General features: G+C 73.3%; 21 protein-coding genes. 10 read left to right on the top strand and 11 right to left on the bottom strand.

From position 1 onward, the window contains the following. Positions 1 to 188: 188 nt before the first annotated feature. From IE145_RS06340 to IE145_RS06320, 5 genes are all read right to left on the bottom strand, one after another. On the bottom strand, positions 189 to 1,805 hold the full coding sequence (locus tag IE145_RS06340) for a DEAD/DEAH box helicase (protein WP_189519659.1): 1,617 nt from the start codon (positions 1,803 to 1,805) through the stop codon (positions 189 to 191). A 197-nt stretch (positions 1,806 to 2,002) separates the two neighbouring features. Then, positions 2,003 to 2,206 (bottom strand): cold-shock protein, encoded by a 204-nt coding sequence (locus tag IE145_RS06335; RefSeq protein WP_006123767.1) that lies wholly within the window; start codon positions 2,204 to 2,206, stop codon positions 2,003 to 2,005. A 230-nt stretch (positions 2,207 to 2,436) separates the two neighbouring features. Then, positions 2,437 to 3,594: an acetyl-CoA C-acetyltransferase gene (locus IE145_RS06330; protein WP_189519657.1), complete on the bottom strand. Its 1,158-nt coding sequence runs from the start codon at positions 3,592 to 3,594 to the stop codon at positions 2,437 to 2,439. A 29-nt stretch (positions 3,595 to 3,623) separates the two neighbouring features. Continuing rightward, positions 3,624 to 4,235 carry a TetR/AcrR family transcriptional regulator gene (locus tag IE145_RS06325; protein ID WP_189519655.1) on the bottom strand — a complete coding sequence of 204 codons (612 nt, stop codon included), beginning with the start codon at positions 4,233 to 4,235 and terminating at the stop codon, positions 3,624 to 3,626. 30 nt (positions 4,236 to 4,265) lie between these two features. Further along, on the bottom strand, positions 4,266 to 5,048 hold the full coding sequence (locus IE145_RS06320; RefSeq protein WP_189519831.1) for an SDR family oxidoreductase: 783 nt from the start codon (positions 5,046 to 5,048) through the stop codon (positions 4,266 to 4,268). Positions 5,049 to 5,150: 102 nt separating this feature from the next. On the opposite strand from IE145_RS06320, the gene IE145_RS06315 reads away from it, so the two are divergent. Together IE145_RS06315 and IE145_RS06310 are read left to right on the top strand one after the other, a co-directional pair. Beyond that, positions 5,151 to 6,296: an acyl-CoA dehydrogenase family protein gene (locus IE145_RS06315; protein WP_189519653.1), complete on the top strand. Its 1,146-nt coding sequence runs from the start codon at positions 5,151 to 5,153 to the stop codon at positions 6,294 to 6,296. Further along, positions 6,296 to 7,282 (top strand): acyl-CoA dehydrogenase family protein, encoded by a 987-nt coding sequence (locus IE145_RS06310; RefSeq protein WP_189519651.1) that lies wholly within the window; start codon positions 6,296 to 6,298, stop codon positions 7,280 to 7,282. Before IE145_RS06315 ends, IE145_RS06310 begins: the two co-directional genes overlap by 1 nt. A 43-nt stretch (positions 7,283 to 7,325) precedes the next feature. On the opposite strand, the gene IE145_RS06305 is transcribed toward IE145_RS06310, so the two are convergent. The 3 genes from IE145_RS06305 to IE145_RS06295 are packed head-to-tail and all read right to left on the bottom strand — an operon-like array spanning position 7,326 to position 9,194. After that, the gene (locus tag IE145_RS06305; RefSeq protein WP_189519649.1) at positions 7,326 to 7,817 is read right to left on the bottom strand and encodes a pyridoxamine 5'-phosphate oxidase family protein; all 492 of its coding nucleotides are present in this window, start codon (positions 7,815 to 7,817) and stop codon (positions 7,326 to 7,328) included. A gap of 55 nt (positions 7,818 to 7,872) precedes the next feature. After that, positions 7,873 to 8,445, bottom strand: coding sequence for a HutD/Ves family protein (locus IE145_RS06300; RefSeq protein WP_189519647.1), 573 nt, complete (start codon positions 8,443 to 8,445; stop codon positions 7,873 to 7,875). Further along, positions 8,442 to 9,194 (bottom strand): vWA domain-containing protein, encoded by a 753-nt coding sequence (locus tag IE145_RS06295; protein WP_189519645.1) that lies wholly within the window; start codon positions 9,192 to 9,194, stop codon positions 8,442 to 8,444. The genes IE145_RS06300 and IE145_RS06295 overlap by 4 nt, the downstream gene beginning before the upstream one ends. Positions 9,195 to 9,347: 153 nt before the next feature. Here IE145_RS06295 and IE145_RS06290 point away from each other — a divergent pair, with 153 nt between their 5' ends. Beyond that, on the top strand, positions 9,348 to 10,256 hold the full coding sequence (locus IE145_RS06290; protein WP_189519643.1) for a rhomboid family intramembrane serine protease: 909 nt from the start codon (positions 9,348 to 9,350) through the stop codon (positions 10,254 to 10,256). A gap of 173 nt (positions 10,257 to 10,429) precedes the next feature. On the opposite strand, the gene IE145_RS06285 is transcribed toward IE145_RS06290, so the two are convergent. From IE145_RS06285 to IE145_RS06275, 3 genes are all read right to left on the bottom strand, one after another. Then, positions 10,430 to 11,890 (bottom strand): glutamate synthase subunit beta, encoded by a 1,461-nt coding sequence (locus tag IE145_RS06285; RefSeq protein ID WP_065480982.1) that lies wholly within the window; start codon positions 11,888 to 11,890, stop codon positions 10,430 to 10,432. Next, positions 11,883 to 16,442: a glutamate synthase large subunit gene (gene gltB, locus IE145_RS06280; protein WP_189519641.1), complete on the bottom strand. Its 4,560-nt coding sequence runs from the start codon at positions 16,440 to 16,442 to the stop codon at positions 11,883 to 11,885. The genes IE145_RS06285 and gltB overlap by 8 nt, the downstream gene beginning before the upstream one ends. Before the next feature lie 485 nt (positions 16,443 to 16,927). Then, complete coding sequence (locus IE145_RS06275) at positions 16,928 to 17,659, bottom strand: VIT1/CCC1 transporter family protein (protein WP_189519639.1); 732 nt, start codon at positions 17,657 to 17,659, stop codon at positions 16,928 to 16,930. A gap of 270 nt (positions 17,660 to 17,929) precedes the next feature. On the opposite strand from IE145_RS06275, the gene IE145_RS06270 reads away from it, so the two are divergent. The 7 genes from IE145_RS06270 (at position 17,930) to IE145_RS06240 (ending at position 25,914) form a co-directional block, all read left to right on the top strand. Then, entirely contained in the window at positions 17,930 to 19,027 is a 1,098-nt protein-coding gene (locus IE145_RS06270; RefSeq protein WP_189519637.1) for an ADP-ribosylglycohydrolase family protein, read from the top strand. Then, entirely contained in the window at positions 19,024 to 20,427 is a 1,404-nt protein-coding gene (locus IE145_RS06265) for an ADP-ribosylglycohydrolase family protein (RefSeq protein WP_229825370.1), read from the top strand. The genes IE145_RS06270 and IE145_RS06265 overlap by 4 nt, the downstream gene beginning before the upstream one ends. After that, the gene (locus IE145_RS06260; protein WP_189519635.1) at positions 20,354 to 21,547 is read left to right on the top strand and encodes an ADP-ribosylglycohydrolase family protein; all 1,194 of its coding nucleotides are present in this window, start codon (positions 20,354 to 20,356) and stop codon (positions 21,545 to 21,547) included. The genes IE145_RS06265 and IE145_RS06260 overlap by 74 nt, the downstream gene beginning before the upstream one ends. A gap of 77 nt (positions 21,548 to 21,624) precedes the next feature. Beyond that, positions 21,625 to 22,971, top strand: a complete 1,347-nt coding sequence (locus IE145_RS06255) for an ADP-ribosylglycohydrolase family protein (RefSeq protein ID WP_189519827.1) — start codon at positions 21,625 to 21,627, stop codon at positions 22,969 to 22,971. Next, complete coding sequence (gene rbsK, locus IE145_RS06250; RefSeq protein WP_189519633.1) at positions 22,968 to 23,858, top strand: ribokinase; 891 nt, start codon at positions 22,968 to 22,970, stop codon at positions 23,856 to 23,858. Before IE145_RS06255 ends, rbsK begins: the two co-directional genes overlap by 4 nt. Continuing rightward, positions 23,855 to 25,051 carry a CaiB/BaiF CoA transferase family protein gene (locus tag IE145_RS06245; RefSeq protein ID WP_189519631.1) on the top strand — a complete coding sequence of 399 codons (1,197 nt, stop codon included), beginning with the start codon at positions 23,855 to 23,857 and terminating at the stop codon, positions 25,049 to 25,051. Before rbsK ends, IE145_RS06245 begins: the two co-directional genes overlap by 4 nt. Then, complete coding sequence (locus tag IE145_RS06240; RefSeq protein ID WP_189519629.1) at positions 25,048 to 25,914, top strand: HpcH/HpaI aldolase/citrate lyase family protein; 867 nt, start codon at positions 25,048 to 25,050, stop codon at positions 25,912 to 25,914. Before IE145_RS06245 ends, IE145_RS06240 begins: the two co-directional genes overlap by 4 nt. The last annotated feature ends 57 nt before the right edge of the window (positions 25,915 to 25,971 follow it).

The raw sequence follows: 25,971 nt of genomic DNA, 5'->3' as shown, positions 1-25,971 counted from the left end.
GAGCCAAGGACCGGGCCGGCCCGTTCCAGCCCGTCCGGCGATTGAGGACAAAGCTCCGTCCCGGGGCTTTAGGGGCTCTGCCCCGGCCCCCGGTCCTCAAGCGCCGGACGGCTGGCTGTGGCCCGTTCGCCCATCACCGGGCGATCGGATGTGGCCCACCCTCAAGCGCCGGACGGCCGGAAGGCGCCTTACGCCGCCCGGCGACGCCGCGAAGGGGCGCCGGACCGTGCGGGCGCACCCGAGCGCGCCGCACCGCCCTGCGCACCGGTACCCGCACCCGCGCCGCCCCCCGATCCGCGCCGCCCGCGCCCCCGGCTGCCGGAGCGTGCCGTTCCGCCGCCGGAGCCGGAGCCCGAGCGGGTCCGCTGCTTCGGCGGGGTCGGCTGCGGGACCTCGATCACGATCGCGACGCCCGACGGCTCACGGGCACCCGTGATCCGGCTCAGCTCCTCGTCGCTGGACGTGACCCGGGTCGTCCGCGGCGCGATACCCGCGTCCTGCATCAGCCGGGTCATCTCGCGCTTCTCGTCGGGCAGTACCAGCGTGACGACGCTGCCGGACTCCCCGGCCCGGGCCGTACGGCCACCCCGGTGCAGGTAGTCCTTGTGGTCGGTCGGCGGGTCCACGTTGACGACCAGGTCGAGGTCGTCGACGTGGATACCGCGGGCCGCGACGTTCGTCGCGACGAGCGCGGTGACCTGGCCGTTCTTGAACTGGTCCAGGGTCCGGTTGCGCTGCGGCTGGGAGCGCCCGCCGTGCAGGGCGGCCGCCCGGACGCCGCTGGCGAGCAGCCGCTTGGCGAAACGGTCGGCGGAGCGCTTGGTGTCGACGAACATGATCACCCGGCCGTCGCGGGCGGCGATCTTCGTGGCGACAGCCTTCTTGTCGGTCTCGTCCAGGACGTGGAGCACGTGGTGCTCCATCGTGGTGACCGCTCCGGCGGACGGGTCGACGGAGTGCACGACCGGGTCGGTGAGGAACATCCTGACGAGGCGGTCGATGTTCTTGTCGAGGGTCGCGGAGAACAGCATGCGCTGGCCGTCCGCCTCGACCTGCTTGAGCAGGGCGACGACCTGCGGCATGAAGCCCATGTCGGCCATCTGGTCGGCCTCGTCGAGGACGGTGATGGCGACCTGGTCCAGCCGGCAGTCGCCGCGCTCGATGAGGTCCTTGAGCCGGCCCGGGGTGGCGACGAGCACTTCGGCGCCGCGTCGCAGGGTGGCGGACTGCTTGGTGATCGACATGCCGCCGACGACGGTGGCGAGCCGCAGGTTCACGGCGGTCGCGTACGGGGTCAGGGCGTCGGTGACCTGCTGGGCCAGCTCGCGGGTGGGGACGAGGACCATGGCGAGCGGGGCGCGCGGCTCGCCGCGGCGGCCGGCGGTGCGGGCCAGCAGGGCGAGGCCGAAGGCGAGGGTCTTGCCGGAGCCGGTGCGGCCCCGGCCGAGGATGTCGCGGCCGGCCAGCGAGTTCGGCAGGGTCGCGCCCTGGATCGGGAACGGCTCGGTGACGCCCTGCGCGGCGAGGGTCTTCAGCAGCGCGGCGGGCATGTCCAGGTCCGCGAAGGCGTCGACGGACGGCAGCGCGGGGGTCACGGTCTCCGGCAGGGCGAACTCGGCGGGCGCCGCGACGGCGGGCTTGCGGCGGGCCGCGGGCTTGGAGCCGCCCTGGGGCCGGGAGCGGGGCGCGCCGCCCCGGCCGTTCGCGGGGGCCTGGGAGCCGGCGCCCTGGCCGCGGCCCCGGCCGCGGGCCGGTCGGGAGCGGGGGGTGCGATCCTGGCGTTCGGAGCGTTCGGAGCTGGTCATACGGAATTGCCCTCCTGGGGGATTCCTGGGCAACTGCCGAATGGGTTTACTGCGATGTGCGGCCCGGCCGTCCGGGTGCGCCCCCAGGATGTGCGCACAGAACGGGTCGATGACGACGGATCGTCGGTCGGACAGCACAAACCGGGGCCCGCACCTTCACGGTGCGGGCCCCGGTCAGCGAGGTACGCGTCCGACGATTAGGCCGGGACGATGTTCTCGGCCTGCGGGCCCTTCTGGCCCTGCGTGACGTCGAAGGAGACCTTCTGGCCCTCCTGCAGCTCACGGAAGCCGGAGGCGTTGATGTTGGAGTAGTGGGCGAAGACGTCGGCGCCGCCGCCGTCCTGCTCGATGAAGCCGAAGCCCTTTTCCGAGTTGAACCACTTCACGGTGCCGGTGGCCATGTCATTCTCCTAAAACAGGTGCAGTGCCGGAAATCCGCACTTTACGAATTCCAAGTCGCCGCATTGAGCCCCATCCGGAGAAAGCCGGAAAACAATAAAACGCCTGACGAAGCATTCCCGTCAGGCGCACATAAAGTTCATGGGTACCAAAACTGCAACGCGGACCACCCTAGCACGCCCTCCCCCGCGGCGGTGGATCTTGACACGCCACCGCGGGTCGGGGCGTGTGCTCAGAGCCGCTCGACGATGGTGACGTTGGCCTGTCCGCCGCCTTCGCACATGGTCTGGAGCCCGTAGCGGCCGCCGGTGCGTTCCAGTTCGTGGAGCAGGGTCGTCATGAGCCGGGCGCCGGTGGCGCCGAGCGGGTGGCCCAGGGCGATGGCTCCGCCGTTGACGTTGACCCGCTCGGGGTCGGCGCCGGTCTCTTTCAGCCAGGCGAGGACGACCGGGGCGAACGCCTCGTTGATCTCGACGAGGTCGACGTCGTCGAGGGTGAGACCGGTCTTCTTCAGGGCGTACGCCGTGGCGGGGATCGGGGCCGAGAGCATCCGGATGGGGTCCTCGCCCCGTACGGACAGGTGGTGGATGCGGGCACGGGGGGTGAGGCCGTGGTCGGCGACGGCCCGTCCGGAGGCGATGAGCAGGGCGGCGGCCCCGTCGGAGACCTGGGAGGAGCAGGCGGCGGTGATGGTGCCGCCCTCGACGACGGGGCGCAGTCCGGCCATCTTCTCCAGGGTGGTGTCGCGGCGCGGCCCCTCGTCGGCGGTGACGTTCCCGTACGCGACGGTCTCGCGGGCGAAGCGGCCCTCGTCGAGGGCGCGGACGGCCCGCCGGTGGGAGGTGAGGGCGAACTCCTCCATGTCGCGGCGGCTGATGCCCCACTTCTCGGCGATGAGCTGGGCGCCGTGGAACTGGTTGACGGGGGCGTCGCCGTACCGGGCGCGCCAGCCCTCGCTGCCCGCGTACGGCCCCTGGGTGAGGCCGAGGGGTTCGGCGGCCTGCCGGGAGGCGAAGGCGATGGGGATCTGGGTCATGTTCTGGGTGCCGCCCGCGACGACGAGGTCCTGGGTGCCGGAGAGGACGCCCTGGGCGGCGAAGTGGAGGGCCTGCTGGGAGGAGCCGCACTGCCGGTCGACGGTGACGCCGGGGACCTCCTCGGGCAGTCCGGCGGCGAGCCATGACGTACGGGCGATGTCGCCGGCCTGCGGTCCGACGGTGTCGAGGCAGCCGAGGACGACGTCCTCGACGGCCGCCGGGTCGACGCCCGAGCGGGCGATCAGCTCGCGCAGCACATGGGCGCCGAGGTCGGCGGGGTGGACGGCCCCGAGGCCTCCTCCGCGCCGTCCGACGGGGGTGCGTACCGCTTCGACGATGTAGGCCTCGGTCATGGCTGCTGCTCCTCACGCGGGCAGAGGGACTAGGTGCGCAGGGCGATGCCGTCCAGCACCATCGAGAGGTACTGGCGGGCGATCTCCTCGGGGCTGTGGTGTCCGCCGGGCCGGTACCAGGAGGCGGCGACCCAGACGGTGTCGCGGACGAACCGGTAGGTGAGGCGGATGTCGAGGTCGTCGCGGAAGACGCCTTCGGTGACGCCCCGTTCCAGGGTGCCGAGCCAGGCCTTCTCGAACTTGGTCTGCGAGTCGGCGAGGTAGGCGAAGCGCGGCTGGGTGGCGAGGTGCTTGGACTCCTTCTGGTAGATCGCGACGGCGGGGCGGTGCCGGTCGATCTCCCGGAAGGACTCGGTGACCAGGGCCTCGATGGTCTCGCGGGGGCCGAGGCCGGCCGCCAGGACCTCGTCGTAGCCCTGCCAGAGCTCGTCGAGGAAGGTGGAGAGGATCTCGTCGATCATCGATTCCTTGGAATCGAAGTGGTAGTAGAGGCTGCCCGCGAGCATCCCGGCCTCATCCGCGATGCGGCGCACGGTGGTGGCGTTGTATCCCTGGGCGGCGAAGACCTCGGCGGCGGTGGCGAGCAGTTCCCGGCGTCGCTCCGGCGTGGGGGTCACCTGGGGCTTCTTCTTGGTAGGCACCCGGCCATTGTCCGTGCACGGCCCGGGTGTTCACGCATGCTGGCTGCTGACGGGGACGACCTCGCCGGTCATGTAGGAGGAGTAGCCGCTGGCGAGGAAGACGATGACGTTGGCGACCTCCCAGGGTTCGGCGTAGCGGCCGAAGGCCTCTTTCCCGGTGAGGTCGGCGAGGAGTTCGGCGGAGGTGACCTTGGCCAGGTGGGGGTGCATGGCGAGGCTGGGGGCGACGGCGTTGACGCGTACGCCGTAGTCGGCGGCCTCGACGGCGGCGCAGCGGGTGAGGGCCATGACGCCGGCCTTGGCCGCGGCGTAGTGGGCCTGGCCGCGCTGGGCGCGCCAGCCCACGACGGAGGCGTTGTTGACGACGACTCCGCCGCGTCCGGCGGCCTTGAGGGAGCGCAGGGCGGCACGGGTGCAGCGGAAGGTGCCGTTGAGGGTGACGTCGAGGATCCTCGTCCACTGGTCGTCGGTCATCTCGGTGAGTTCGGCGGTGCCGCCGAGGCCGGCGTTGTTGACGACGATGTCGAGGCCGCCGTGGGTGCGCTCGGTGTGTGCGAAGAGGGCGGCGACCTGGTCCTCGTCGGTGACGTCGCAGGTCAGGGCGGTGACGCGGTCGGGGCCGAACGCTTCGACGAGGACGTGGGCGCTCTCCTTCAGCCGGCGGGTGTGGGCGTCGCTGATGACCACGCGGGCGCCTTCCTCCAGGAAGCGGCGGGCGGTGGCGCCGCCGATCCCGGATCCGGCGGCGGCGGTGACGACGGCGGTGCGGCCGGTCAGCAGTCCGTGTCCCGGCAGATACGGCGGTGCGCTCATCGGCTCGTCCCCCTGACGCCTCATGACTCCTCGACCGTGCTGGGGCCGTACGTTAACCTACCAAACACTTGTTAGGGAACGGCCTCGACGGAAGGCGCCCCGATGGACCTGGAGCAGACAGCACGGACCGAGTCCCTGCGGACCGAGGCCCGCGCCTGGCTGCGGGAGCACGTACCGGCCCGGCCGCTGCCGTCCCTGGAGACCGAGGAGGGGTTCGCCGCGCACCGGGAGTGGGAGGCGCTGCTGCACTCCGGGCGGTGGTCGGCGGTCTCCTGGCCCGAGGAGTACGGGGGCCGGGGCGCGGACCTCTTCGGCTGGCTGGCGTTCGAGGAGGAGTACTGGGCGGCGGGCGCGCCGGGCCGGGTCTCGCAGAACGGGGTCAGTCTGCTCGCCCCGACCCTCCTCGCCCACGGCACGGCCGGTCAGCGGGCCCGGGTGCTGGGGCCGATGGCGAGCGGCGAGGTGATCTGGGCGCAGGCCTGGTCGGAGCCGGAGGCCGGGTCCGACCTGGCGGCGCTGCGGTCGCGGGCGGTGCGGACGGAGGGCGGCTGGCTGCTGTCGGGGCAGAAGACGTGGTCCTCGCGGGCGGCCTTCGCGGACCGGGCGTTCGGGATCTTCCGCACGGACCCGGGGGCCGCGAAGCCGCATCACGGGCTGACGTATCTGATGTTCGGGCTGCGGGAGCCCGGGGTGACGGTCCGTCCCGTCGGGCGGCTGGACGGGAAGCCCGCGTTCGCCGAGGTCTTCCTCGACGAGGTCTTCGTACCGGACGAGGACGTCATCGGGGAGCCGGGGCAGGGCTGGCGCATCGCGATGTCGGCGACCGGCGACGAGCGGGGCCTCACCCTCCGCTCCCCCGGCCGTTTCACGGCCGCCGCCGGCCGTGTGACGGAGCTGTGGCGTCGGGCGGGCGACCCGGCGGACACGGCGCTACGGGACCGGGTGGCGGACGCGGTGATCGGAGCGCGGGCGTACCAGCTGTTCACGGCGGCCTCCGCGGCGCGGTTCGCGGCGGGCGCGGCGCTCGGGCCGGAGTCCAGCCTGAACAAGGTGTTCTGGTCCCGCTACGACATCGCGCTGCACGAGACGGCGCTCGATCTGCTCGGCCCGGACGCGGAGGTGGCGGACACCGCGTGGGCGGAGGGGTACGTCTTCGCCCTCGCCGGGCCGATCTACGCCGGGACGAACGAGATCCAGCGCGACATCATCGCCGAGCGGCTGCTCGGCCTGCCGAAGGGACGGCGCTGATGCCCTTTCTGCTCACCGCCGAACAGCGGGAGTTCGGGCGCTCGCTGGACGCCCTGCTGACGGCGGCGGACACCCCGGCGGTCCTGCGGGCGTGGGCGGCCGGGGATCGCGGTCCGGGGCGGGCGCTGTGGGGGCGGCTCGCGGACTCGGGGGTGTTCGCGCTCGCGGTCCCGGAGGCGTACGGGGGTGTCGGCCCGCTGCCCGTGGAGGCGGCCGTGGCCTGCGTCGAGCTGGGACGGCACGCGGTGCCCGGCCCGGTGGCGGAGACCTTGGCGGCCGGGGCGCTGCTGGCCGGGACGGGCGGGCCGGTGGCCGAGGAGTGGCTGCCGGGGATCGCCTCGGGCGCGGCGGTGGTGTCGCTGACCCTGGAGGGGTACGGCCCGTACGCCGCGGACGCGGACGCGGCGGACGCGGTGTTCACGGTGACCGGCGACGAACTGCGGCTCGCACCGGCCCCCGGGAAGCCGATGGCGTCGGCGGACCCGGCGCGCCGGCTGTCCCGTCCCGAGCCGGGCGGCGCCCCGGTCGCCAAGGGCCGGGCGATACGGCCGGCGGCACGGGCGGCGGGCGACTGGGCCGCCTTCGCCACGGCGGCCCTGGCGCTCGGCTGCGGGGAGGAACTGCTGCGGGCGACCGTGGCGTACGTGAAGCAGCGCACCCAGTTCGGCGTACCCGTCGGCTCCTTCCAGGCGGTCAAGCACCGCCTCGCGGACACCCTGCTCGGCCTGGAGTTCGCCCGCCCGCTGCTGTACGGGGCGGCGGTGGAGCTGGCCGGGGGGTCGCCCGGAGCCGGGGCGGCGGTCGCGGCGGCGAAGGTGAGCGCGGGCGAGGCGGGGTACGCGGCGGCCCGTACCGCGCTGCAACTGCACGGGGCGATCGGCTACACCGAGGAGCTGGACCTGGCGTGGTGGCTGCGCCGGGCCCGGCCGCTGCGGGACGCCTGGGGGACGCCGTCGGTGTGCCGGGCCCGGGTGCTGGCCGGGTGAGCACCCCTGCGGCCGGGTCCGCCGCCCCGGCCGCAGGGGCCCGTCACTTGCGGCGCACGGTGCGCAGCGGCTGCCCCGGCCGCCAGGACTGGATGACCAGCTCATCGCTGTCGAGCCCGATACGGACCACCTCGGTCAGTTCCGCCCGGAAGAGGTGGAAGGGCTCGGGCGGGGCGGCCTCCTCGATGAAGCGGGCGATCACCTCCGGATCGGTGATCTCCACGGCCCGGCCGCTCACCCGGACGTCACCGTCGTTCATCTCGGCGTCGGGACCCGGGTTGGCGTGGAGCGCGAAGCGCGGGTCGCGGCGCAGGTCCAGGGCCTTGAGCGAGTCCGGCATCATGCCGAGGAGCATCTCCCCGAAGCGGAAGTCGGCCTCCAGGCCGGTGACCCGGGGCGAGCCGTCCTTCCGCAGGGTGGCGAGGACGTGGTGCTTGTAGAGGCGGAAGCGGCGCTGGACGGTGTCGGCGAAGTCGGGTTCGGTAGTGGCGAAGCCGTCCCAGGAGACGGGTGAGGAAGACGTCATGGGCGCCATGGAACACGGGATACCCGACATCTTCTGTCCGATTTCCCCGGCCGTTCGCGGACTCTCACCCGACCGAGAAGGTGACCAGCACCGCCCGGCCCATCGTCCGCAGCACCCCGGGCGACTCCCCGGCCGCCAGCACCGCGTCGTAACGGTCCAGCCGGACACCGCCGCCCCCGCCGCCCTCCAGCTCCGCGCCGTCGTCGAGGGAGACGGCGAGCACCGAGCCGCCCTCCGGCGGCAGCAGGCGGACCGTACCGCAGACGACGGCGGTCTCCGCCCGCGTACGGTCCCGGCGGTACATGACGTTGAGGTTGACGACGGGGCCGCCCAGCAGGAAGCCCTCGGTGGGCAGATCGCCGGGGAAGCCGTGCGGCCACAGGCGCTCGTCCACGATGTGGTGCTCGCCGCCGACGACGAGGTCCATGCCCGCGCCCTCGACCACGGTGAGAACGCGGTCCACCCCGGGGAAGGCGGAGAACGGTCCGTCGGCGGTGACGTCCGCGAGGCTGACGCGCCAGTCGAAGGCGTCGGCTCCCGCGCCCTCGGGGCCGGTGGCGATCTCCCGGGTGAGTCCGCCGCCGTTCCTCCAGGGGGCGGGGGTCAGGCCGGCGGCGCGCAGGATCCGTACGGTCACCGCACGATCCCCCGCTCGCGTGCGGCGGCCAGCCAGAGCGGGAACTCGGCGACGAGCCGGTCGTACAGCTTGCGGTCCGGGACCTTCCGGGGGTCGGGGCCCGCGTGGAAGTACCCGGCGTTGTCGACGGGCCGCTTGGCCGGAACGGGGAGTTCGTCGAGCTTGCGCAGGAAGTCGAACTGGCTGCTGCGGGTGTTGCCGAAGCCGACGAACTGCCAGAACAGGGGCAGCTTCGCGGCCTTGCAGAGGTAGCGCTCGGCGGCGAGCTTGTTGATCGGGCCGCCGTCCGTCTGGAAGACGACCAGGGCGGGCGCGGTGGAGCCGCTGTCGAGGTAGTGGTCGATGACGGCGTCCATCGCCAGGTGGTAGCTCGTCTTCCCCATGTGCCCGAGGCCCGCCGCGATCTGCTCGATCCGGCCGTGGTGGTTGTCGAGGGCGATGTCGGTGACCGCGTCGACGTCGGTGGAGAAGAAGACGACGGGGACCGTGCCGTCGTCGTCGAGGTGGGACGCGAGCCCCAGGACCCGGTCGGCCAGCGCCTGGACGCTGCCGTCCTGGTAGTAGGGCTTCATCGAACCGGAGTAGTCGATGACGAGGTAGACGGCCGCGCGGTGACCGCCGAGGCCGTGCTTCTCCAGCGAGACCCCGGCGCTCTTGTAGAGGCTGACCAGGGCCGGAGCCGCCTCCTGGACCTTGGTCAGGCTGATGGCCGGGCCGCTCCTGCCCTCGGCCCTGTCCCCACCCGGCATGACGGCTCCCCCACTCGGCGTTCCGCGTTCCGCGGAGTGACGAGCCTAGGCCACGGGCCGGGCCCCGGGCACGCGGCCCGTCACCCGGTTCGCTATCTTGATCGCCACCGCCCCCACCGGCCCCGTTGCCCACCCCCAGTGAAGGAGCCGGCCATGGAGGCCGCCGCCACCACGTGTTACCGCCATCCGTCCGTCGAGGCGTATGTCCGCTGCACCCGTTGCGACCGCCGCATCTGCCCGGACTGCATGCGGGAGGCCTCGGTCGGCCACCAGTGCGTGGAGTGCGTCAAGGAGGGGCAGCGGTCGGTGCGGCAGCCCCGTACGGTCTTCGGCGGTGCGGTGTCCCGGGCGGCGACGCCGGTGGTGACGTACGTGCTGATGGCGCTCAATGTGCTCGTCTACCTCGGCGAGGTGGTCCGGCCGGAGATCGTGGACCGGTTCGCGGTGCTGGGGGCGGCGCTCACCGGGCCGGACGGCGAGCAGTATTACTACCGGGGCGACACCTTCCGGGGCTACGAGCTGACGGGTATCGCGGACGGCGAGTGGTACCGGCTGGTGACCGGGGCGTTCCTGCACCTGCCGCCGGACGCGTCGTTCGGGGTGATGCACCTGCTGTTCAACATGTTCGCGCTGTGGAACATCGGCCGGGCGGTGGAGGGGCAGCTCGGCCGGGCCCGCTATCTGGCCCTGTATCTGCTGTCGGCGGTGGGCGGTTCGGTGCTGGTGTACCTGCTGGCCCCGGACACCTCGACCGTCGGCGCCTCCGGTGCGGTCTTCGGTCTGGCCGCCGCGTACTGGGTCATCCACCGGCGGCTCGGCCATGACATGGCGGCCGTCAACCGGTTCATGGCCGGGTTCCTGATCTGGATGGTGCTCTCGGCGCTGTTCACCTCGTGGCAGGGGCACCTGGGCGGGCTGCTGACGGGGGCGCTGGTGACGTACGGGCTGGCCTACGCACCGGCGAAGCTGCGGACCGGGCCTCTCCAGCTCGCGGGCGGGGCGGTGCTGCTGGGGCTGTTCGCCGTGGCGGTGGTGGTGAAGACCTCGGCGCTGACGGGCTGAACCGGCTGAGGGGCCGGGGGCGGCCGAAGGAAGCCGGCCCCGGACGCGCCACGGCGCCCACTGAGTCCGGTCGGGGACAGGCGGGCGCCGCGTTCAGTTCCGCACGCCGTTGTGCGGGACGTATCAAGGGGGCTCCCCCGGGCCGCGTGGCCCAGGGGGAACCCGGGTGGTGCTCAGACCAGCAGGGACCGGTCCGTCGGGCGGATCGGGGCCGGCAGGGCGCTGGTCCCGGTCAGGAAGCGGTCGACTCCGCGGGCGGCGGAGCGGCCCTCGGCGATCGCCCAGACGATCAGCGACTGGCCGCGTCCGGCGTCACCGGCGACGAAGACGCCGTCGACGTTGGTCGCGTAGCTCTCGTCGCGGGCGACGTTGCCTCGCTGGTCGAGCTCCAGGCCGAACTGCTGGACCAGACCGTTGGACTGGTCGGTTCCGGTGAAGCCCATGGCCAGGGTGACGAGCTGCGCGGGGATGCGCCGCTCCGTGCCGGGCTTCTGCTCCAGCTTACCGTCCTTGAACTCGACCTCCACCAGGTGGAGGGCCTGGACATTGCCGTCCTCGTCGCCCTCGAAGTGGGTGGTGGAGACGGAGTAGACCCGCTCGCCGCCCTCCTCGTGCGCGGAGGTGACCTTGTAGAGCATCGGGAAGGTCGGCCAGGGCTGGTTGGCGTTCCGCTCCTCGCCCGGCTTCGGCATGATCTCCAGCTGGGTGACGGAGGCCGCGCCCTGGCGGTGGGCGGTGCCCACGCAGTCGGCGCCGGTGTCGCCGCCGCCGATGACGACGACGTGCTTGCCGCCGGCGTGGATCGGGGCGACGGTCAGGTCGCCCTCCTGCACCTTGTTGGCGAGCGGCAGGTACTCCATCGCGAAGTGGACGCCGTTCAGCTCACGGCCGGGGACCGGCAGGTCGCGGGAGACGGTGGCACCGGCCGCGATGACGACCGCGTCGTAGCGGCGGCGGAGCTTGGCGGCGTCGATGTCCTGGCCGATCTCCACCCCCGTACGGAACTTGGTGCCCTCCAGGCGCATCTGCTCGATGCGGCGGTTGATGTGCGACTTCTCCATCTTGAACTCGGGGATGCCGTAGCGCAGCAGGCCCCCGATGCGGTCCGCCCGCTCGTAGACGACGACGGTGTGGCCGGCCCGGGTCAGCTGCTGGGCGGCGGCGAGTCCCGCCGGGCCGGAGCCGATGACCGCGACGGTCTTGCCGGAGAGGCGCTCGGGCGGCTGCGGGGTGACGTCGCCGCTGTCCCACGCCTTGTCGATGATGGAGACCTCGACGTTCTTGATGGTGACGGCGGGCTGGTTGATGCCGAGCACGCACGCCGACTCGCAGGGGGCCGGGCACAGCCGCCCGGTGAACTCCGGGAAGTTGTTCGTGGCGTGGAGCCGCTCGGATGCGGCGGTCCAGTCCTCGCGGTAGGCGTAGTCGTTCCACTCGGGGATGAGGTTTCCGAGCGGGCAGCCGTTGTGGCAGAACGGGATGCCGCAGTCCATGCAGCGGCCGGCCTGCTTGCTGATGATCGGGAGCAGCGAGCCCGGAACGTAGACCTCGTTCCAGTCCTTGACGCGCTCGGCCACGGGGCGGGTCTTGGCGACCTCGCGCCCGGTGGTCAGGAAGCCCTTGGGGTCAGCCATGGGTCGCCGCCTCCATCATCTTCTCGGTGGTCTCCTGCTCGGAGAGACCGGCGAGCTCAGCGGCGTCCTTGGCGGCGAGCACTGCCTTGTACGTGGACGGGATGATCTTGCTGAAGCGGGTCACGGCGGTGTCCCACTCGGCGAGGAGCTTCTCGGCGACGGTGGAGCCGGTCTCCTCGTGGTGGCGGCGCACGACGTCGTGCAGCCACTGCTTGTCGGTGTCGTCCAGTTCCTCGACGGCGCCGAGGTTGCCGACGTTGACCTGGTTGCGGTCGAGGTCGATGACGTACGCGACACCGCCCGACATACCGGCGGCGAAGTTGCGGCCGGTCTCGCCGAGGACGACGGCGTGGCCGCCGGTCATGTACTCGCAGCCGTGGTCGCCGACGCCTTCGGAGACGACGAGCGCCCCGGAGTTGCGGACGCAGAAGCGTTCGCCGGTGCGGCCGCGGAGGAAGATCTCGCCGCCGGTCGCGCCGTAACCGATGGTGTTGCCGGCGATGGTGGAGTACTCGGCGAGGTGGTCGGCGCCCCGGTCCGGGCGGACGATGACCCGGCCGCCGGAGAGGCCCTTGCCGACGTAGTCGTTGGCGTCGCCCTCCAGCCGCAGGGTGATGCCGCGCGGCACGAACGCGCCGAAGGACTGGCCGGCCGAGCCGGTGAAGGTGATGTCGATGGTGTCCTCGGGCAGGCCCGGTCCGCCGAACTTCTTGGTCACCTCGTGGCCGAGCATCGTGCCGACGGTCCGGTTGATGTTGCGGATCGCGACCTGGGCGCGGACCGGGCGGGCCGCCTCGGGGCTCTCGGCGCCCAGCGCGTCGGCGGCCAGCTTGATGAGCTGGTTGTCGAGCGCCTTCGTCAGACCGTGGTCCTGGTCGATGATCCGGTGGCGGACCGCGCCCTCGGGGAGCTCGGGCACGAAGAAGAGCGGGGCCAGGTCCAGGCCCTGCGCCTTCCAGTGGGAGACGGCCCGGTCGGTGTCGAGGAGTTCGGCGTGGCCGACGGCCTCCTCGATGGAGCGGAAGCCCAGCTCGGCGAGGAGTTCGCGGACCTCTTCGGCGATGAACTCGAAGAAGTTGACGACGTACTCGGCCTTGCCGGAGAACCGGTCGCGGAGCACCGGGTTCTGGGTGGCGATGCCGACGGGGCAGGTGTCCAGGTGGCAGACGCGCATCATGACGCAGCCGGAGACGACGAGCGGCGCGGTCGCGAAACCGAACTCCTCGGCGCCGAGGAGCGCGGCGATGACGACGTCCCGGCCGGTCTTGAGCTGGCCGTCGGTCTGCACGACGATGCGGTCGCGCAGGCCGTTGAGCAGCAGGGTCTGCTGGGTCTCGGCGAGGCCGAGCTCCCAGGGGCCGCCCGCGTGCTTGAGCGAGGTGAGCGGCGATGCGCCGGTTCCACCGTCGTGGCCGGAGATGAGGACGACGTCCGCGTGGGCCTTGGAGACACCGGCGGCGACCGTGCCGACGCCGACCTCGGAGACCAGCTTCACGTGGATGCGGGCCTGCGGGTTGGCGTTCTTGAGGTCGTGGATCAGCTGCGCGAGGTCTTCGATGGAGTAGATGTCGTGGTGCGGCGGCGGCGAGATGAGGCCGACGCCGGGCGTCGAGTGACGCGTCTTGGCGACCCACGGGTAGACCTTGTGGCCGGGCAGCTGGCCGCCCTCGCCGGGCTTGGCGCCCTGGGCCATCTTGATCTGGATGTCGTCCGCGTTGACCAGGTATTCGCTGGTCACACCGAAGCGGCCGGAGGCGACCTGCTTGATGGAGGAGCGGCGCTCCGGGTCGTACAGGCGCTCCGGGTCCTCACCGCCCTCGCCGGTGTTGGACTTGCCGCCGAGCCGGTTCATCGCGATGGCGAGGGTCTCGTGGGCCTCGCGGGAGATGGAGCCGTAGGACATGGCGCCGGTGGAGAACCGCTTGACGATCTCGGAGGCGGGCTCGACCTCGTCGATGGAGATCGGGGCCCGGTCCGAGGTGAAGCCGAAGAGGCCGCGGAGCGTCATGAGGCGCTCGGACTGCTCGTTCACCCGGTCCGTGTACTGCTTGAAGATGTCGTAGCGCCGGTTGCGGGTGGCGTGCTGGAGGCGGAAGACCGTCTCCGGGTCGAACAGGTGCGGTTCGCCCTCGCGCCGCCACTGGTACTCGCCGCCGATCTCCAGCGCGCGGTGGGAGGCCGCGATGCCGGATGCGGGGTACGCCTTGGTGTGCCGGGCGGCGACCTCCTTGGCGATGACGTCCAGGCCGGCGCCACCGATCTTGGTGGCGGTGCCGTTGAAGTACGTGGCGACGAACTCCTCGTCGAGGCCGACGGCCTCGAAGACCTGGGCGCCGCGGTAGGAGGCGACGGTGGAGATGCCCATCTTGGACATGACCTTGAGGACGCCCTTGCCGAGCGCGTAGATCAGGTTCCGGATGGCCTGCTCGGCCTCGATGTTCTCGATGAAGGTGCCGGCCCGGACCAGGTCCTCGACGGACTCCATGGCGAGGTACGGGTTGACCGCGGCGGCGCCGTAACCGATGAGCAGAGCGACGTGGTGGACCTCGCGGACGTCCCCGGCCTCGACCAGCAGGCCCACCTGGGTGCGCTGCTTGGTGCGGATGAGGTGGTGGTGGACGGCGGAGGTGAGCAGCAGCGAGGGGATCGGCGCGTGCTCGGCGTCGGAGTGCCGGTCGGAGAGGACGATGAGGCGGGCGCCGTCCTCTATGGCGGCGTCGACCTCGGCGCAGATCTCCTGGAGCCGGGCGGCCAGCGCGTCGCCGCCGCCGCCGACCCGGTAGAGACCGGAGAGGGTGGCGGCCCGCATGCCCGGCATGTCGCCGTCGGCGTTGATGTGTATCAGCTTGGCGAGCTCGTCGTTGTCGATCACCGGGAACGGCAGCGTGACGCTGCGGGCCGCGGCTGCGGTGGGCTCCAGGATGTTGCCCTGGGGGCCGAGCGAGGAGCGCAGCGAGGTGACGAGCTCCTCGCGGATGGCGTCCAGCGGCGGGTTGGTGACCTGGGCGAAGAGCTGGGTGAAGTAGTCGAAGAGCAGCCGGGGGCGCTCGGAGAGCGCGGCGATCGGCGAGTCGGTGCCCATGGAGCCGAGGGGCTCTCCGGCGGTGCGGGCCATCGGCGCGAGGATGACGCGGAGCTCTTCCTCGGTGTAGCCGAAGGTCTGCTGGCGGCGGGTGACCGAGGCGTGGGTGTGCACGATGTGCTCGCGCTCGGGCAGGTCGCTCAGCTCGATCTCGCCGGTCTCCAGCCACTCCTGGTAGGGCTGCTCGGCGGCGAGGGACGCCTTGATCTCGTCGTCCTCGATGATGCGGTGCTCGGCGGTGTCGACGAGGAACATCCGGCCGGGCTGGAGGCGGCCCTTGCGGACGACCTTGGCCGGGTCGATGTCGAGGACGCCGACCTCGGAGGAGAGGACGACGAGGCCGTCGTCGGTGACCCAGTAGCGGCCGGGGCGCAGACCGTTGCGGTCGAGGACCGCGCCGACCTGGACGCCGTCGGTGAAGGTGACGCAGGCCGGGCCGTCCCAGGGCTCCATCATCGAGGCGTGGTACTGGTAGAAGGCGCGCCGGGCCGGGTCCATCGAGTCGTGGTTCTCCCACGCCTCGGGGACCATCATCAGCACGGCGTGCGGCAGCGAGCGGCCGCCGAGGTGGAGCAGCTCCAGGACCTCGTCGAAGGAGGCCGAGTCGGAGGCGTCCGGGGTGCAGACGGGGAAGATGCGGTCGAGCTGCGCCTCGCCGAAGAGGCTGGAGGCGAGCTGGGACTCGCGGGCCTTCATCCAGTTGCGGTTGCCCTTGACCGTGTTGATCTCGCCGTTGTGCGCGACGAAGCGGTACGGGTGGGCCAGCGGCCAGCTGGGGAAGGTGTTGGTGGAGAACCGGGAGTGGACCAGGGCGACCGTGGAGGCGAAGCGGCGGTCGGAGAGGTCCGGGAAGAACGGCTCCAGCTGCCCGGTGGTGAGCATGCCCTTGTAGACGAGGGTGCGGGCGGAGAGCGAGGGGAAGTACACCCCGGCCTCACGCTCGGCACGCTTGCGCAGGACGAACGCCTTGCGGTCCAGGACGATGCCGGCGCTCTCGCCGTCGGCGACGAAGACCTGGCGGAAGGTCGGCATGGTGGCGCGGGCGCCGTTGCCGAGAAGTTCGGGGGTGACCGGGACGTCGCGCCAGCCGAGGACCTTCAGGCCCTCCTGGGCGGCGATCTTCTCGATCGCGCGGACCGCCTCGGTGGAGTCCTCGGCGGGGAGGAAGGCGATGCCCACGGCATACGAGCCGGCCTCGGGAAGTTCGAAAGGGGTCTCGGCGCGCAGGAAGGCGTCCGGGACCTGGCAGAGGATGCCGGCGCCGTCGCCGGAGTCGGGCTCGGAGCCGGTGGCGCCGCGGTGTTCGAGGTTGCGCAGCACGGTCAGCGCCTGCTCGACCAGCTCATGGCTGGCCACACCGGTCAGAGTGGCCACGAACCCGACGCCACAGGCGTCGTGCTCGTTACGGGGGTCGTACATCCCCTGCTGGGCGGGGCGACCGTCCATGGGCGACCAGGCGTCGATACGCATCGGCTCTCCCGTCGTCGTCGTGGCATTTGCGGTGCCGAGGGACGACGTTGGCCCTCTGCGAAATTTCGTGCAGGTTACATGATGGGGCGCTTCTCAAGAAGCGGAAGGCTCGTTCCAACATACGGACACCGTGGTGACCGGAAGTGACTGGGTGACCAGAGGTGACCGGCTGACCAGGGGGTGGGTCGCTGTCGGGACGATCGGCGCCCGGGAGTCGCAGAGTGCAGGCGTCGTTGCCTGCGGTGCTTACGGCTCTTGCCCGGCGGCACGGGAAACGAAACCACCGAGTAACGGCTACTTATGTGTAGCGCTGCATAGCGTCTCATTTTACGGCCGCGGGGCCCGTCGCGCCCAGTGGGCGGCGCCAAGACGTACGTCACACGCGTTGCCGGGCGGTTGCGCCGTTCGGGCGGCCCGGTTGCGCCGTTCACCGGACCGCCCGCGGACGTCACCTCACCGGTCACCGGGCCGCCCGCCCGCCCGGGTCATCCGACGGCGACACCGAACAGGGTGCCGAGCCCGTACGTCATCGCGGCGGCCGCACCACCGAGGGCGAGCTGGCGCAGTCCGCTGAACCACCAGCTGCGGGCCGTCACCCGGGCCACGACCGCACCGCAGGCGAAGAGGCCGAGGAGGGCGAGCAGCACGGCGGGCCAGAGGGCGCTCGCACCGAGGAGGTAGGGCAGGACAGGCAGCAGGGCACCCAGGGCGAACGCGCCGAACGACGAGACCGCGGCGACCAGCGGCGAGGGCAGATCGCCGGGGTCGATGCCCAGCTCCTCGCGGGCGTGGATCTCCAGCGCCTGCTCCGGATCGCGCGACAGCTGGCGGGCGACCTCGCGGGCCAGCGGGGCGTCCACGCCCCGGGACTCGTAGAGCGCGGCCAGCTCGGCCATCTCGTCCTGGGGGTGCTTACGGAGTTCGCGGCGCTCGACGGCGAGCTCGGCCTCGACCAGTTCCCGCTGGGAGGCGACAGAGGTGTACTCGCCCGCCGCCATGGAGAACGCCCCGGCGGCGAGACCGGCGAGCCCGGCGATCACGATGGTCTGCTGGGAGACCGCACCGCCGGCGACGCCGGTCATCAGGGCCAGGTTGGAGACCAGGCCGTCCATCGCGCCGAAGACGGCGGGGCGCAGCCAGCCGCCGTTGACATCCCGGTGGGTGTGGTTGTCACGGTGCGCCTCGTGCACCACGGCGTCGGTCACGATGAGGGCCACGACTCACTTCTCCCCTGCTGAGTACAATCTTCGACAAAGTCCAAAGTACGCCGTCCGAGCGATCGCCGCCAGCAAGGCAAGGCTGCCCTACACCCCCTCTGACCTGCGAAGGAAGGGCAGCCTCAGCTTCCCGGGCCGTCATCCTCCTGGCCCCTTTCCCGCCGATTCCCGCCTCCCTTCGCACTCCACGGGGGACAGATGCGGACAGGGCCCGCCGCAGGCCCCGGTCCGACTCGGGCGGACCCGCCGGACGAGCGGAAGGGCGACGCGATGAACACGGCCATCGGCCACGACCGGGCCAGGGGCGCACTGCTGGGGCTGGCGGTCGGGGACGCGCTCGGCGCCCCGGCGGAGAACCTGCGGCCCTCCGAGATCCGCCGCCGCTGGGGGCGGATCGAGGGGTTCGTGAGCGACGACCCGGCGGGCACCGACGACACGGAGTACGCGATCTTCTCCGGGCTGCTGCTGGCCCGGCACGGCTCCGCACTCGACGTCACCCATGTGGAGCGGGCCTGGCACCACTGGATCGCCGATCTCGACGAGGGCCCGTTCCGGGGGGCCGGGTTCAGCGAGCGCGGCACGCTGGAGAACCTGCGCCGGGGTCTGGCCGCACCGATCTCGGCCCAGCACCGGCACGCCTGGAGCGACGGGCTCGCGATGCGGGCGGCGCCCTTCGGGGTGTTCGCGGCGGGCCGCCCCGCCGAGGCGGCCCGGCTGGTCGCGGTGGACGGCCGGGTCAGCCACGAGGGCGAGGGGATCTACGGAGGCCAGGCGGTGGCGGCCGGGGTGGCGGCGGCCATGGTCGGCTCGGGCCTCGCCTCGGTGATCGCGGCCGCGCTCTCGGTGGTCCCGATGGACTCCTGGACGGCCCGCTCGCTGCGCCGGGCGGTGGCGGCGGCCCAGCGCCCCTACCCCGACCGGCTCACGATGGAGCGGGCGGTGCGCTCGGCGGTGGTGATCGCCGGCTACCCCTGGACGGACCTGGCGCCGGAGGCGGTGGGCCTGGCGTTCGGGGCGTTCACGGCGGCGCGCGGGGACTTTCCGGCGGCGGTGCTCACGGCCGTCAACATGGGCCGGGACGCGGACACGACGGCGGCGGTGGCGGGGGCGCTGGCCGGGGCGCTGCACGGGGCGAGCGCCATCCCGCCGGACTGGGCGGCCGCGATCGGCCCGGTCCGGGGCAGCTGCCTGCCCTCGATGCGCGGCTACCACGTGCTGGACATCGCGGAACTGCTGACCCCGGACGACCCGGACGCGGCCGCCCCGGGCGCCACGCGGGAGCGGGGCGGCGGACGTGAACCTTCGGCCGTACGCGACATGGCGTCGGTGGCGGTGTCCTTCGAGCCGGGACGGGAGGAGGGCCGATGACGACGGGCAGGACGGCGACGGGCGGGACAACGACGGGCAGGACGGCGACAAGCAGGACAACGGCAGGCGGGACAACGACGGGCAGGGCGACGGCGGGGCCCGCCGGGAGCCCCGGGCCCGCCGGAAGCCCCGGGCCCGCCGGAAGCCCCGGGGTCACCCGGCCGGGTGCGGAAGCGGCCCCCTCCCCCGGCCCCTCCCGGCGCGCCCGGATCGAGGGGCTGCTGCTCGGGCTGGCCGCCGGGGACGCCGCCGGGTGGCCCGCCGCGCGGCACCGGGCGGCCCGGATGCCCGAGTGGACCCGGCGGCTCACCCGGGAGTTGGACACCTTCGCCGAGCAGAACGCCACCACCACGCTCCCCGTGCCCATCGCCCTCAACCAGCCGCCCGAACCACTGCGGCTCGGCCCGTCCGACGACGCCGAGTGGGCCGCGTTCGCCGCACGCACGGTGCTGGCGGCGGCCGACGACGCGGCGGGCCTGGCCCCGGGCCGCCGGATGCGGGACGCGGTCGACCGGGCCTGGAACGCGCTGGCCGCCACCGTCGCCGCCGCCAGCGCCCGGGCCCCCGAGGTCGAGGCGGCCGTCCTTCCGCTGCGGGCCCGGATCTCGGTGCGGGCCGGGCTCGGCAACCTGGCCGCCGGACTCCGGCCGCCCGCCACCGGGCACGACAACCCGCACTACTTCGACGACGCCGCCTGCGTCCGGGCGGCCGTGCTCGCCGTCGTCCACCCGGGCGATCCGGCGGAGGCGGCGGCCCTCGCGGAGTTCGACGCCCGCTACACCCAGGACGGCGACGGGGTGCACGGCGCCCGGGCCGTGGCCGCCGCGATCGCCGTGGCGCTGGCCGGGGCGGACGTCGACACCGTGGTGAACGCCGCCCTGGACCGGCTCCCCGAGGGCACCGAGATCGCCCGCAACGCCGTGCACGCGGTCCGCCTGGCCCGGGAGTTCGCGGACGAGCCGGCCGGGGCGTTCGCCCTGGTCCCGGTGTTGGAGCACCAGATCGTCGACCACGTCTACAGCTACGGGATCGCGGCGGCCGAGACCGTCCCCGTCGCGCTCGCCCTCACCACCGCCGCCCGGGGCGAGATCGCCCAGGCGATCCCGGCCGCCGCCTGCCTCTCCCGGGTCGCCGACTCCGCCCCCGCCCTGGCCGGGGCGCTGACCGGGGCGATCGGCTCGGTCACCGCCGTACCGGCGGGCTGGCGCGAGGCGTGCCGGACGCTCGCGGGCTGCGCACTGCCCCGGCTCGCGGGCACGGACCTGATCGAACTCGCCGGGCTGCTGGCAGCCACGGAACCAGCCCTCTCGGGTGGACAATTCCGGCATGACGCCCACAACGGCCACGGCTCCCGCCGTCTCGACCCCGCAGACCTCCCCCTCCACCCCCGGACTGGATGACCGCATCACCCGGGCCCTCGTCGGCGCGGCCGTCGGCGACGCGCTCGGCGGCCCGGTCGAGGGCTGGACCCCCGAGCAGATCGCCGAGCGCCACGGCGGCCGGGTGACCGGGATCGTCGGCCCCTGGTACGGCGAGGACTGGCGCACCGCGCGCCCCATCGCGCCGTACCACAAGGGCGACGGGCACGTCACCGACGACACCTTGATGACCCACGCCCTGATCCGGGTCTACGAGAAGGTCCGCGACCACCTCGACGCCTATGCCGTCGCCAACCATCTCGTACCGGATCTGCTCTCGCCCCGCTGGATCCCGGAACTGGAGGCCGAGGCACTCCCCCTCCAGCGGGTCTTCCTGGCGGAGAAGTGGATCGTGGCCCGGCTGCACTACGGGCACATGGACCCGCGCGAGGCGGGGGCGGGCAACATCGTCAACTGCGGGGCGGCGATGTACATGGCCCCGGTCGGTCTGGTGAACGCCGGTCACCCGGAGGCCGCGTACGCGGAGGCGCTGGAGGTCGCCGCCCCGCACCAGTCTTCGTACGGGCGGGAGGCCGCCGGGGTCTTCGCCGCCGCCGTCGCCGCCGCCTGCCACCCGGGCGCGACCCCCGACGCGGTGATCGACGCCGCCCTCGCCCTCGCCAAGGACGGCACCCGGTCCGCGATCGAAGCGGTCTGCGAAGTCGCCGCTCACCACGACGACTTCGAGTCCGCGATCGCACCGCTGCGGGCGGCGGTGGAGCCCTTCGACACGGTCGGCCCCGACTACCGCTCCCCCGCTCTCGGCGCCCGCCGCCCGTCCCGGCTGCACGCCATCGAGGAACTGCCCGTCGCCCTGGGGATGTTGCTGGTCGGAGGCGGCGACTACCGGCGTACGGTGCTGGGTTCGGTGAACTACGGCCGCGACTGCGACTCCATCGCGACGATGAGCGGGGCGATCGTGGGCGCGCTCGGCGGCGGGATCCCGGCCGACTGGGCGGAGACGGTGGCGGAGGCGAGCCGCCTGGATCTGCACGCCCCGGCCCGGGCGCTGGCGCAGGTGGCCCGGGAGGTCTTCGCCCGCGACCTGGAGCGGCGCGCGGCCCACGAGGAGGCGTTCACCGCGCTGGCCGGTGACCGGTGAACGCCGGCTCACCCCGGGCGCCGGTCCCGGACGCGGACGCCCGCCCGCTCCGGGATGCGCGGGTCCGGCTCACCTGGGTGCAGCCCGAGGACCTGGTCGGGCACGAGCTGCGGCAGGCCGCGCAGGACGGCCGGGACGCCCGGGAGATCGAGGAGCGGTGGTACGCGGCCGGGGGCTCCCCCGCCCCGGACCGCGCGGGTGCCTCCGAACCGCCCGCACCGCCCCGGCTGCGGGCGCTGGCCGCTCGACTCCTCGACGAACTGGCCCTGCTGGAATCGCCGTTGGCAGCCGACGAGCCCACCGGACTGGACGCGGTCGTCGCCGCCTGCCCGCAGTGGCCGGGCCCGCCCGGGGCCGCCCCCGCCATCGGGCGGGACCGGCTGCACGCCGCCTGGCTCGGCCGGGCGGCGGGCTGCCTCCTCGGCAAGCCGGTCGAGAAGCTGCCGCTGTCCGGCATCCGCGCGCTCGCCCGGGCCACCGGCAACTGGCCCCTCACCACCTGGTTCACGGCGCACGGTGTGCCCGCCGAGCTGCTCGCCGCCCACCCCTGGAACCGCCGCTCGGCCCCCACGTCGCTCGCCGAGAACATCGACGGCATGCCGGAGGACGACGACCTCAACCACCCCCTGCTGACTCTGCTGTTGCTCCAGCGGCACGGGCGCTCCTTCACCACCGCCGACCTGGCCCGGCTCTGGCTGGACGAGCTTCCGGCCGGGCGTACCTTCACCGCCGAGCGCATCGCGTACGGCAACCTCCTGGCGGGCGTCGAACCCCCGGAGACGGCCCGCCGCCGCAATCCGTTCCGGGAGTGGATCGGCGCGCAGATCCGGGCCGACGTGCACGGCTGGACCCGCCCCGGCGACCCGGCCGGGGCCGCCGCCCAGGCGCACCGGGACGCGGTCCTCACGCACACCGGCAACGGGGTGTACGGCGCGATGTTCACCGCCGCCGCGCTCGCCGTCGCGGCCGGGGGCGAGAGCGATGCGCACGGGTGCCTGGCGGCCGGGCTGCGGGTGGTGCCGCCGCATTCGCGGTACGCCCGCGCGGTCCGGCTCGGCATCGAAACAGCGCGCGCGGAAAGGGAGTTCGACGCCGTCGTGGACCGGCTGCACGCCGTCTACGCCGCCACCCATCACTGGGTGCACGTGCTGCCCAACGCCGCGCTGCTCGCCGCCGCCCTCACCCACGCCGACGGCGACTTCACCCGGTCGATCGGCAACGCGGTCTCCGGCGGCTGGGACACCGACTCCAACGGGGCCACCGCCGGATCTCTGGCCGGACTCCTCGCGGGAACCCCGGACGCCCTGCCCGAGCACTGGACCGCCCCGCTGAAGAACCGGCTCGCCACCTCCGTACCCGGCTTCGACCGGATCGGCTTCGACGCCCTCGCCGCACTGACCCACCAGGAGGCTCTGCGCCCATGACCCGCATCGCGGTGCTCGGCAGCATCAATATGGACCTCGTCGCCTACACGGCCCGCGCGCCGGGACGCGGCGAGACCGTCACCGGACGGGAGTTCCGGACGATCCCCGGCGGCAAGGGCGCCAACCAGGCCGTGGCCGCCGCCCGCGCGGGCGGCGAGGTGATGATGATCGGCGCGGTCGGCGACGACGCGTACGGAACACAGCTGCGCGAGGGCCTCGAACACGCCGGAGTGGACACCGACCTCCTGCACACCGCCGAGGGCCCCAGCGGCACCGCGCACATCGTCGTCGACGACACCGGATCCAACGCGATCGTGGTGGTCCCCGGGGCGAACGGCGTCGTCACCGCGCTCGGGCCCGGGGAGATCGCGGCGATCGCCGCGTCCGAGATCCTCCTCATGCAGCTCGAACTCCCGCTGTCCGCCGTCGTCGAGGGCGCCCGCGCGGCCCGGGCCCAGGGCGTACGGACCATCCTCACCCCCGCCCCCGCACAGCCCCTCCCCGACGAGCTCCTCGACCACATCGACCTGCTGGTCCCCAATGAGCACGAGGCCGCCGAGCTGTCCGGGCAGGCGGAGCCGCACGCCGCCGCCCAGATCCTGCTGCGCCGGGTGCCCGAGGTCATCGTCACGCTCGGCGCGAAGGGGTGCCTGTACGCGGCCCGGGGCGGCGAACCGGTGCTCTTCGAGGCCCCTTCGGTGACGGCCGTCGACACCACCGGGGCCGGGGACACCTTCGTCGGAACGCTGGCCGTGGCGCTCGGCGAGGGGCGCCCGGTGGCCGAGGCGGTGGCGTTCGCGTCCTCCGCCGCCGCGCTCTGCGTCCAGAAGCCGGGCGCGTCCACATCCATGCCCTACCGCAGCGAGATCGAGGCCGAGGCCGTATGAGTACGACAGCGGGACCCCTGACCGGGCTGAAGGTCATCGACCTGGCCACCCTCTTCGCCGGCCCCCTCGCCGCCACGATGCTGGGGGACTTCGGCGCCGACGTGATCAAGGTGGAACACCCCCGCAAGCCGGACCCCTCGCGCGGGCACGGGCCCGCCAAGGACGGGGTCGGCCTCTGGTGGAAGCTGCTCGGCCGCAACAAGCGCACCCTCACGCTCGACCTCTCCGCGCCCGGCGGCCGGGACGTGCTGCTCCGGCTGGCCGCCGGGACCGACGTCATCGTCGAGAACTTCCGGCCCGGGACGCTGGAGCGCTGGGGGCTCGGCCCCGAGGAGCTGCACGCCGTCAACCCGCGGCTCGTCCTGGCCCGGGTGACCGGCTTCGGCCAGTCGGGGCCGTACGCCCACCGCCCCGGCTTCGGGACGCTGGCCGAGGCGATGAGCGGGTTCGCGGCGATCACCGGGGAGCCGGACGGGCCGCCGACGCTGCCGCCGTTCGGACTGGCGGACTCCATCGCGGCGCTGGCGACGGCGTACGCGGTGATGGCGGCGCTCGCCGGACGCGAGAAGACCGGCGAGGGGCAGGTGGTGGACCTGGCGATCATCGAGCCGATCCTGACCGTGCTGGGCCCGCAGCCGCTCTGGTACGGCCAGCTCGGCTACGTCCAGCCGCGCACCGGCAACCGCTCCCGCAACAACGCCCCGCGCAACACCTACCGCACCGCCGACGGCCACTGGGTCGCGGTCTCCACCTCCGCCCAGTCCGTCGCGGAGCGGGTGATGCGCCTGGTGGGCCGCCCGGACCTGATCGACGAGCCCTGGTTCGGCGCGGGCACCACCCGCGCCGAACACACCGAGGAACTGGACGGGGCCGTCGGCTACTGGATCTCCCGCCACAGCCGGGAAGAGGTGCTCAACGGTTTCGAGAAGGCCGAGGCGGCCGTCGCGCCGATCCAGGACGTACGGGAGGTGATGGAGGACCCGCAGTACCGGGCGCTGGGCACGTTCGCCGAGGTCGACGACCCGGAGCTGGGGCCGCTGCGGATGCAGAACGTCCTCTTCCGGCTCTCTCGGACCCCGGGCGGCATCCGGTGGGCCGGCCGCCCGCACGGGGCGGACACCGAGGAGATCCTGGCCGGGCTCGGCCTCTCGGAGACGCGGATCGCGGCGCTGCGGGACCAGGGGGCGCTGTGACCGGCTGCGACACGCCCTTCCCGCCCCTGCCGGAGGACCCGCGGGACGACTTCGGCCGGCCGCCGCTGACCTGGCTGTACGTCCCCGGGGACCGGCCGGAGGTGGTGGCCAAGGCGCTGGGCTCCGGGGCGGACGTGGTGATCGTCGACCTGGAGGACGCCGTCGCGCCGGACCGCAAGGAGTACGCGCGCTCCGCCACCGCCGAACTCCTCGGCGACCAGGTGACCGCCGCCCCCGACGCCGTACCGGTCCATGTCCGGGTGCACGGCGAGGACGACATCCGGGCGCTGGCGGGGCTGCCGGGTCTGGCCGCGTTCCGGCTGCCGAAGATCACCCATGCGGTCTCGGTGCACCATGTGGCGGCCGTCGCACCGGGCGTACCGCTGTATCCGCTGCTGGAGTCGGCGCTCGCCATCGAGCACGCGTACTCGATCGCCTCGGCGCACCACGCGGTCCGGGGCATCGCCCTGGGCGAGGCGGATCTCCGGGCCGATCTCGGTGTACGGGAGGACTCCGGGCTGGACTGGCCGCGCAGCCGGGTCGTGGTGGCGGCGCGGGCGGCCGCCCTTCCCCCGCCGGTCCAGTCGGTGTTCCCGGACGTCCAGGACCTGGACGGGCTGTGGGCCTCGTGCCGGCGGGGACGGGCGCTCGGGATGCTGGGGCGGGCGGCGATCCATCCGCGTCAGCTGGAGGTGATCGAGCGGGCGTTCCGGCCGACGGCGGAGGAGATCGAGGCGGCCGAGCAGATCGTCGCGGCCTCGGCGGTGGAGGCGGGGGCGCTGGCGCTGCCGGACGGGCGGTTCGTGGACGCGGCGGTGGTGGCGTCCGCCCGCCGGACGATCGCGCTCGCCGGGCCGGCCTGAGACTGCGGGCCCGCCCGGCGAGCGGGAGGTGGTGCGGGGTGCGCCCGGGGAGGGCGC

It is taken from the genome of Streptomyces sindenensis, assembly GCF_014649035.1.
Taxonomy (GTDB): domain Bacteria; phylum Actinomycetota; class Actinomycetes; order Streptomycetales; family Streptomycetaceae; genus Streptomyces; species Streptomyces sindenensis.
This window is presented reverse-complemented; position numbering and strand designations above follow the sequence as displayed.

Bases quoted from the DNA above. Each gene is read 5' to 3' on its own strand.
- IE145_RS06340 (WP_189519659.1), bottom strand. From the start codon at position 1,805: ATGACCAGCTCCGAACGCTCCGAACGCCAGGATCGCACCCCCCGCTCC.
- IE145_RS06335 (WP_006123767.1), bottom strand. From the start codon at position 2,206: ATGGCCACCGGCACCGTGAAGTGGTTCAACTCGGAAAAGGGCTTCGGC.
- IE145_RS06330 (WP_189519657.1), bottom strand. From the start codon at position 3,594: ATGACCGAGGCCTACATCGTCGAAGCGGTACGCACCCCCGTCGGACGG.
- IE145_RS06320 (WP_189519831.1), bottom strand. From the start codon at position 5,048: ATGAGCGCACCGCCGTATCTGCCGGGACACGGACTGCTGACCGGCCGC.
- IE145_RS06315 (WP_189519653.1), top strand. From the start codon at position 5,151: ATGGACCTGGAGCAGACAGCACGGACCGAGTCCCTGCGGACCGAGGCC.
- IE145_RS06310 (WP_189519651.1), top strand. From the start codon at position 6,296: ATGCCCTTTCTGCTCACCGCCGAACAGCGGGAGTTCGGGCGCTCGCTG.
- IE145_RS06305 (WP_189519649.1), bottom strand. From the start codon at position 7,817: ATGGCGCCCATGACGTCTTCCTCACCCGTCTCCTGGGACGGCTTCGCC.
- IE145_RS06295 (WP_189519645.1), bottom strand. From the start codon at position 9,194: ATGCCGGGTGGGGACAGGGCCGAGGGCAGGAGCGGCCCGGCCATCAGC.
- IE145_RS06290 (WP_189519643.1), top strand. From the start codon at position 9,348: ATGGAGGCCGCCGCCACCACGTGTTACCGCCATCCGTCCGTCGAGGCG.
- IE145_RS06285 (WP_065480982.1), bottom strand. From the start codon at position 11,890: ATGGCTGACCCCAAGGGCTTCCTGACCACCGGGCGCGAGGTCGCCAAG.
- gltB (WP_189519641.1), bottom strand. From the start codon at position 16,442: ATGCGTATCGACGCCTGGTCGCCCATGGACGGTCGCCCCGCCCAGCAG.
- IE145_RS06270 (WP_189519637.1), top strand. From the start codon at position 17,930: ATGAACACGGCCATCGGCCACGACCGGGCCAGGGGCGCACTGCTGGGG.
- IE145_RS06265 (WP_229825370.1), top strand. From the start codon at position 19,024: ATGACGACGGGCAGGACGGCGACGGGCGGGACAACGACGGGCAGGACG.
- IE145_RS06260 (WP_189519635.1), top strand. From the start codon at position 20,354: ATGACGCCCACAACGGCCACGGCTCCCGCCGTCTCGACCCCGCAGACC.
- rbsK (WP_189519633.1), top strand. From the start codon at position 22,968: ATGACCCGCATCGCGGTGCTCGGCAGCATCAATATGGACCTCGTCGCC.
- IE145_RS06245 (WP_189519631.1), top strand. From the start codon at position 23,855: ATGAGTACGACAGCGGGACCCCTGACCGGGCTGAAGGTCATCGACCTG.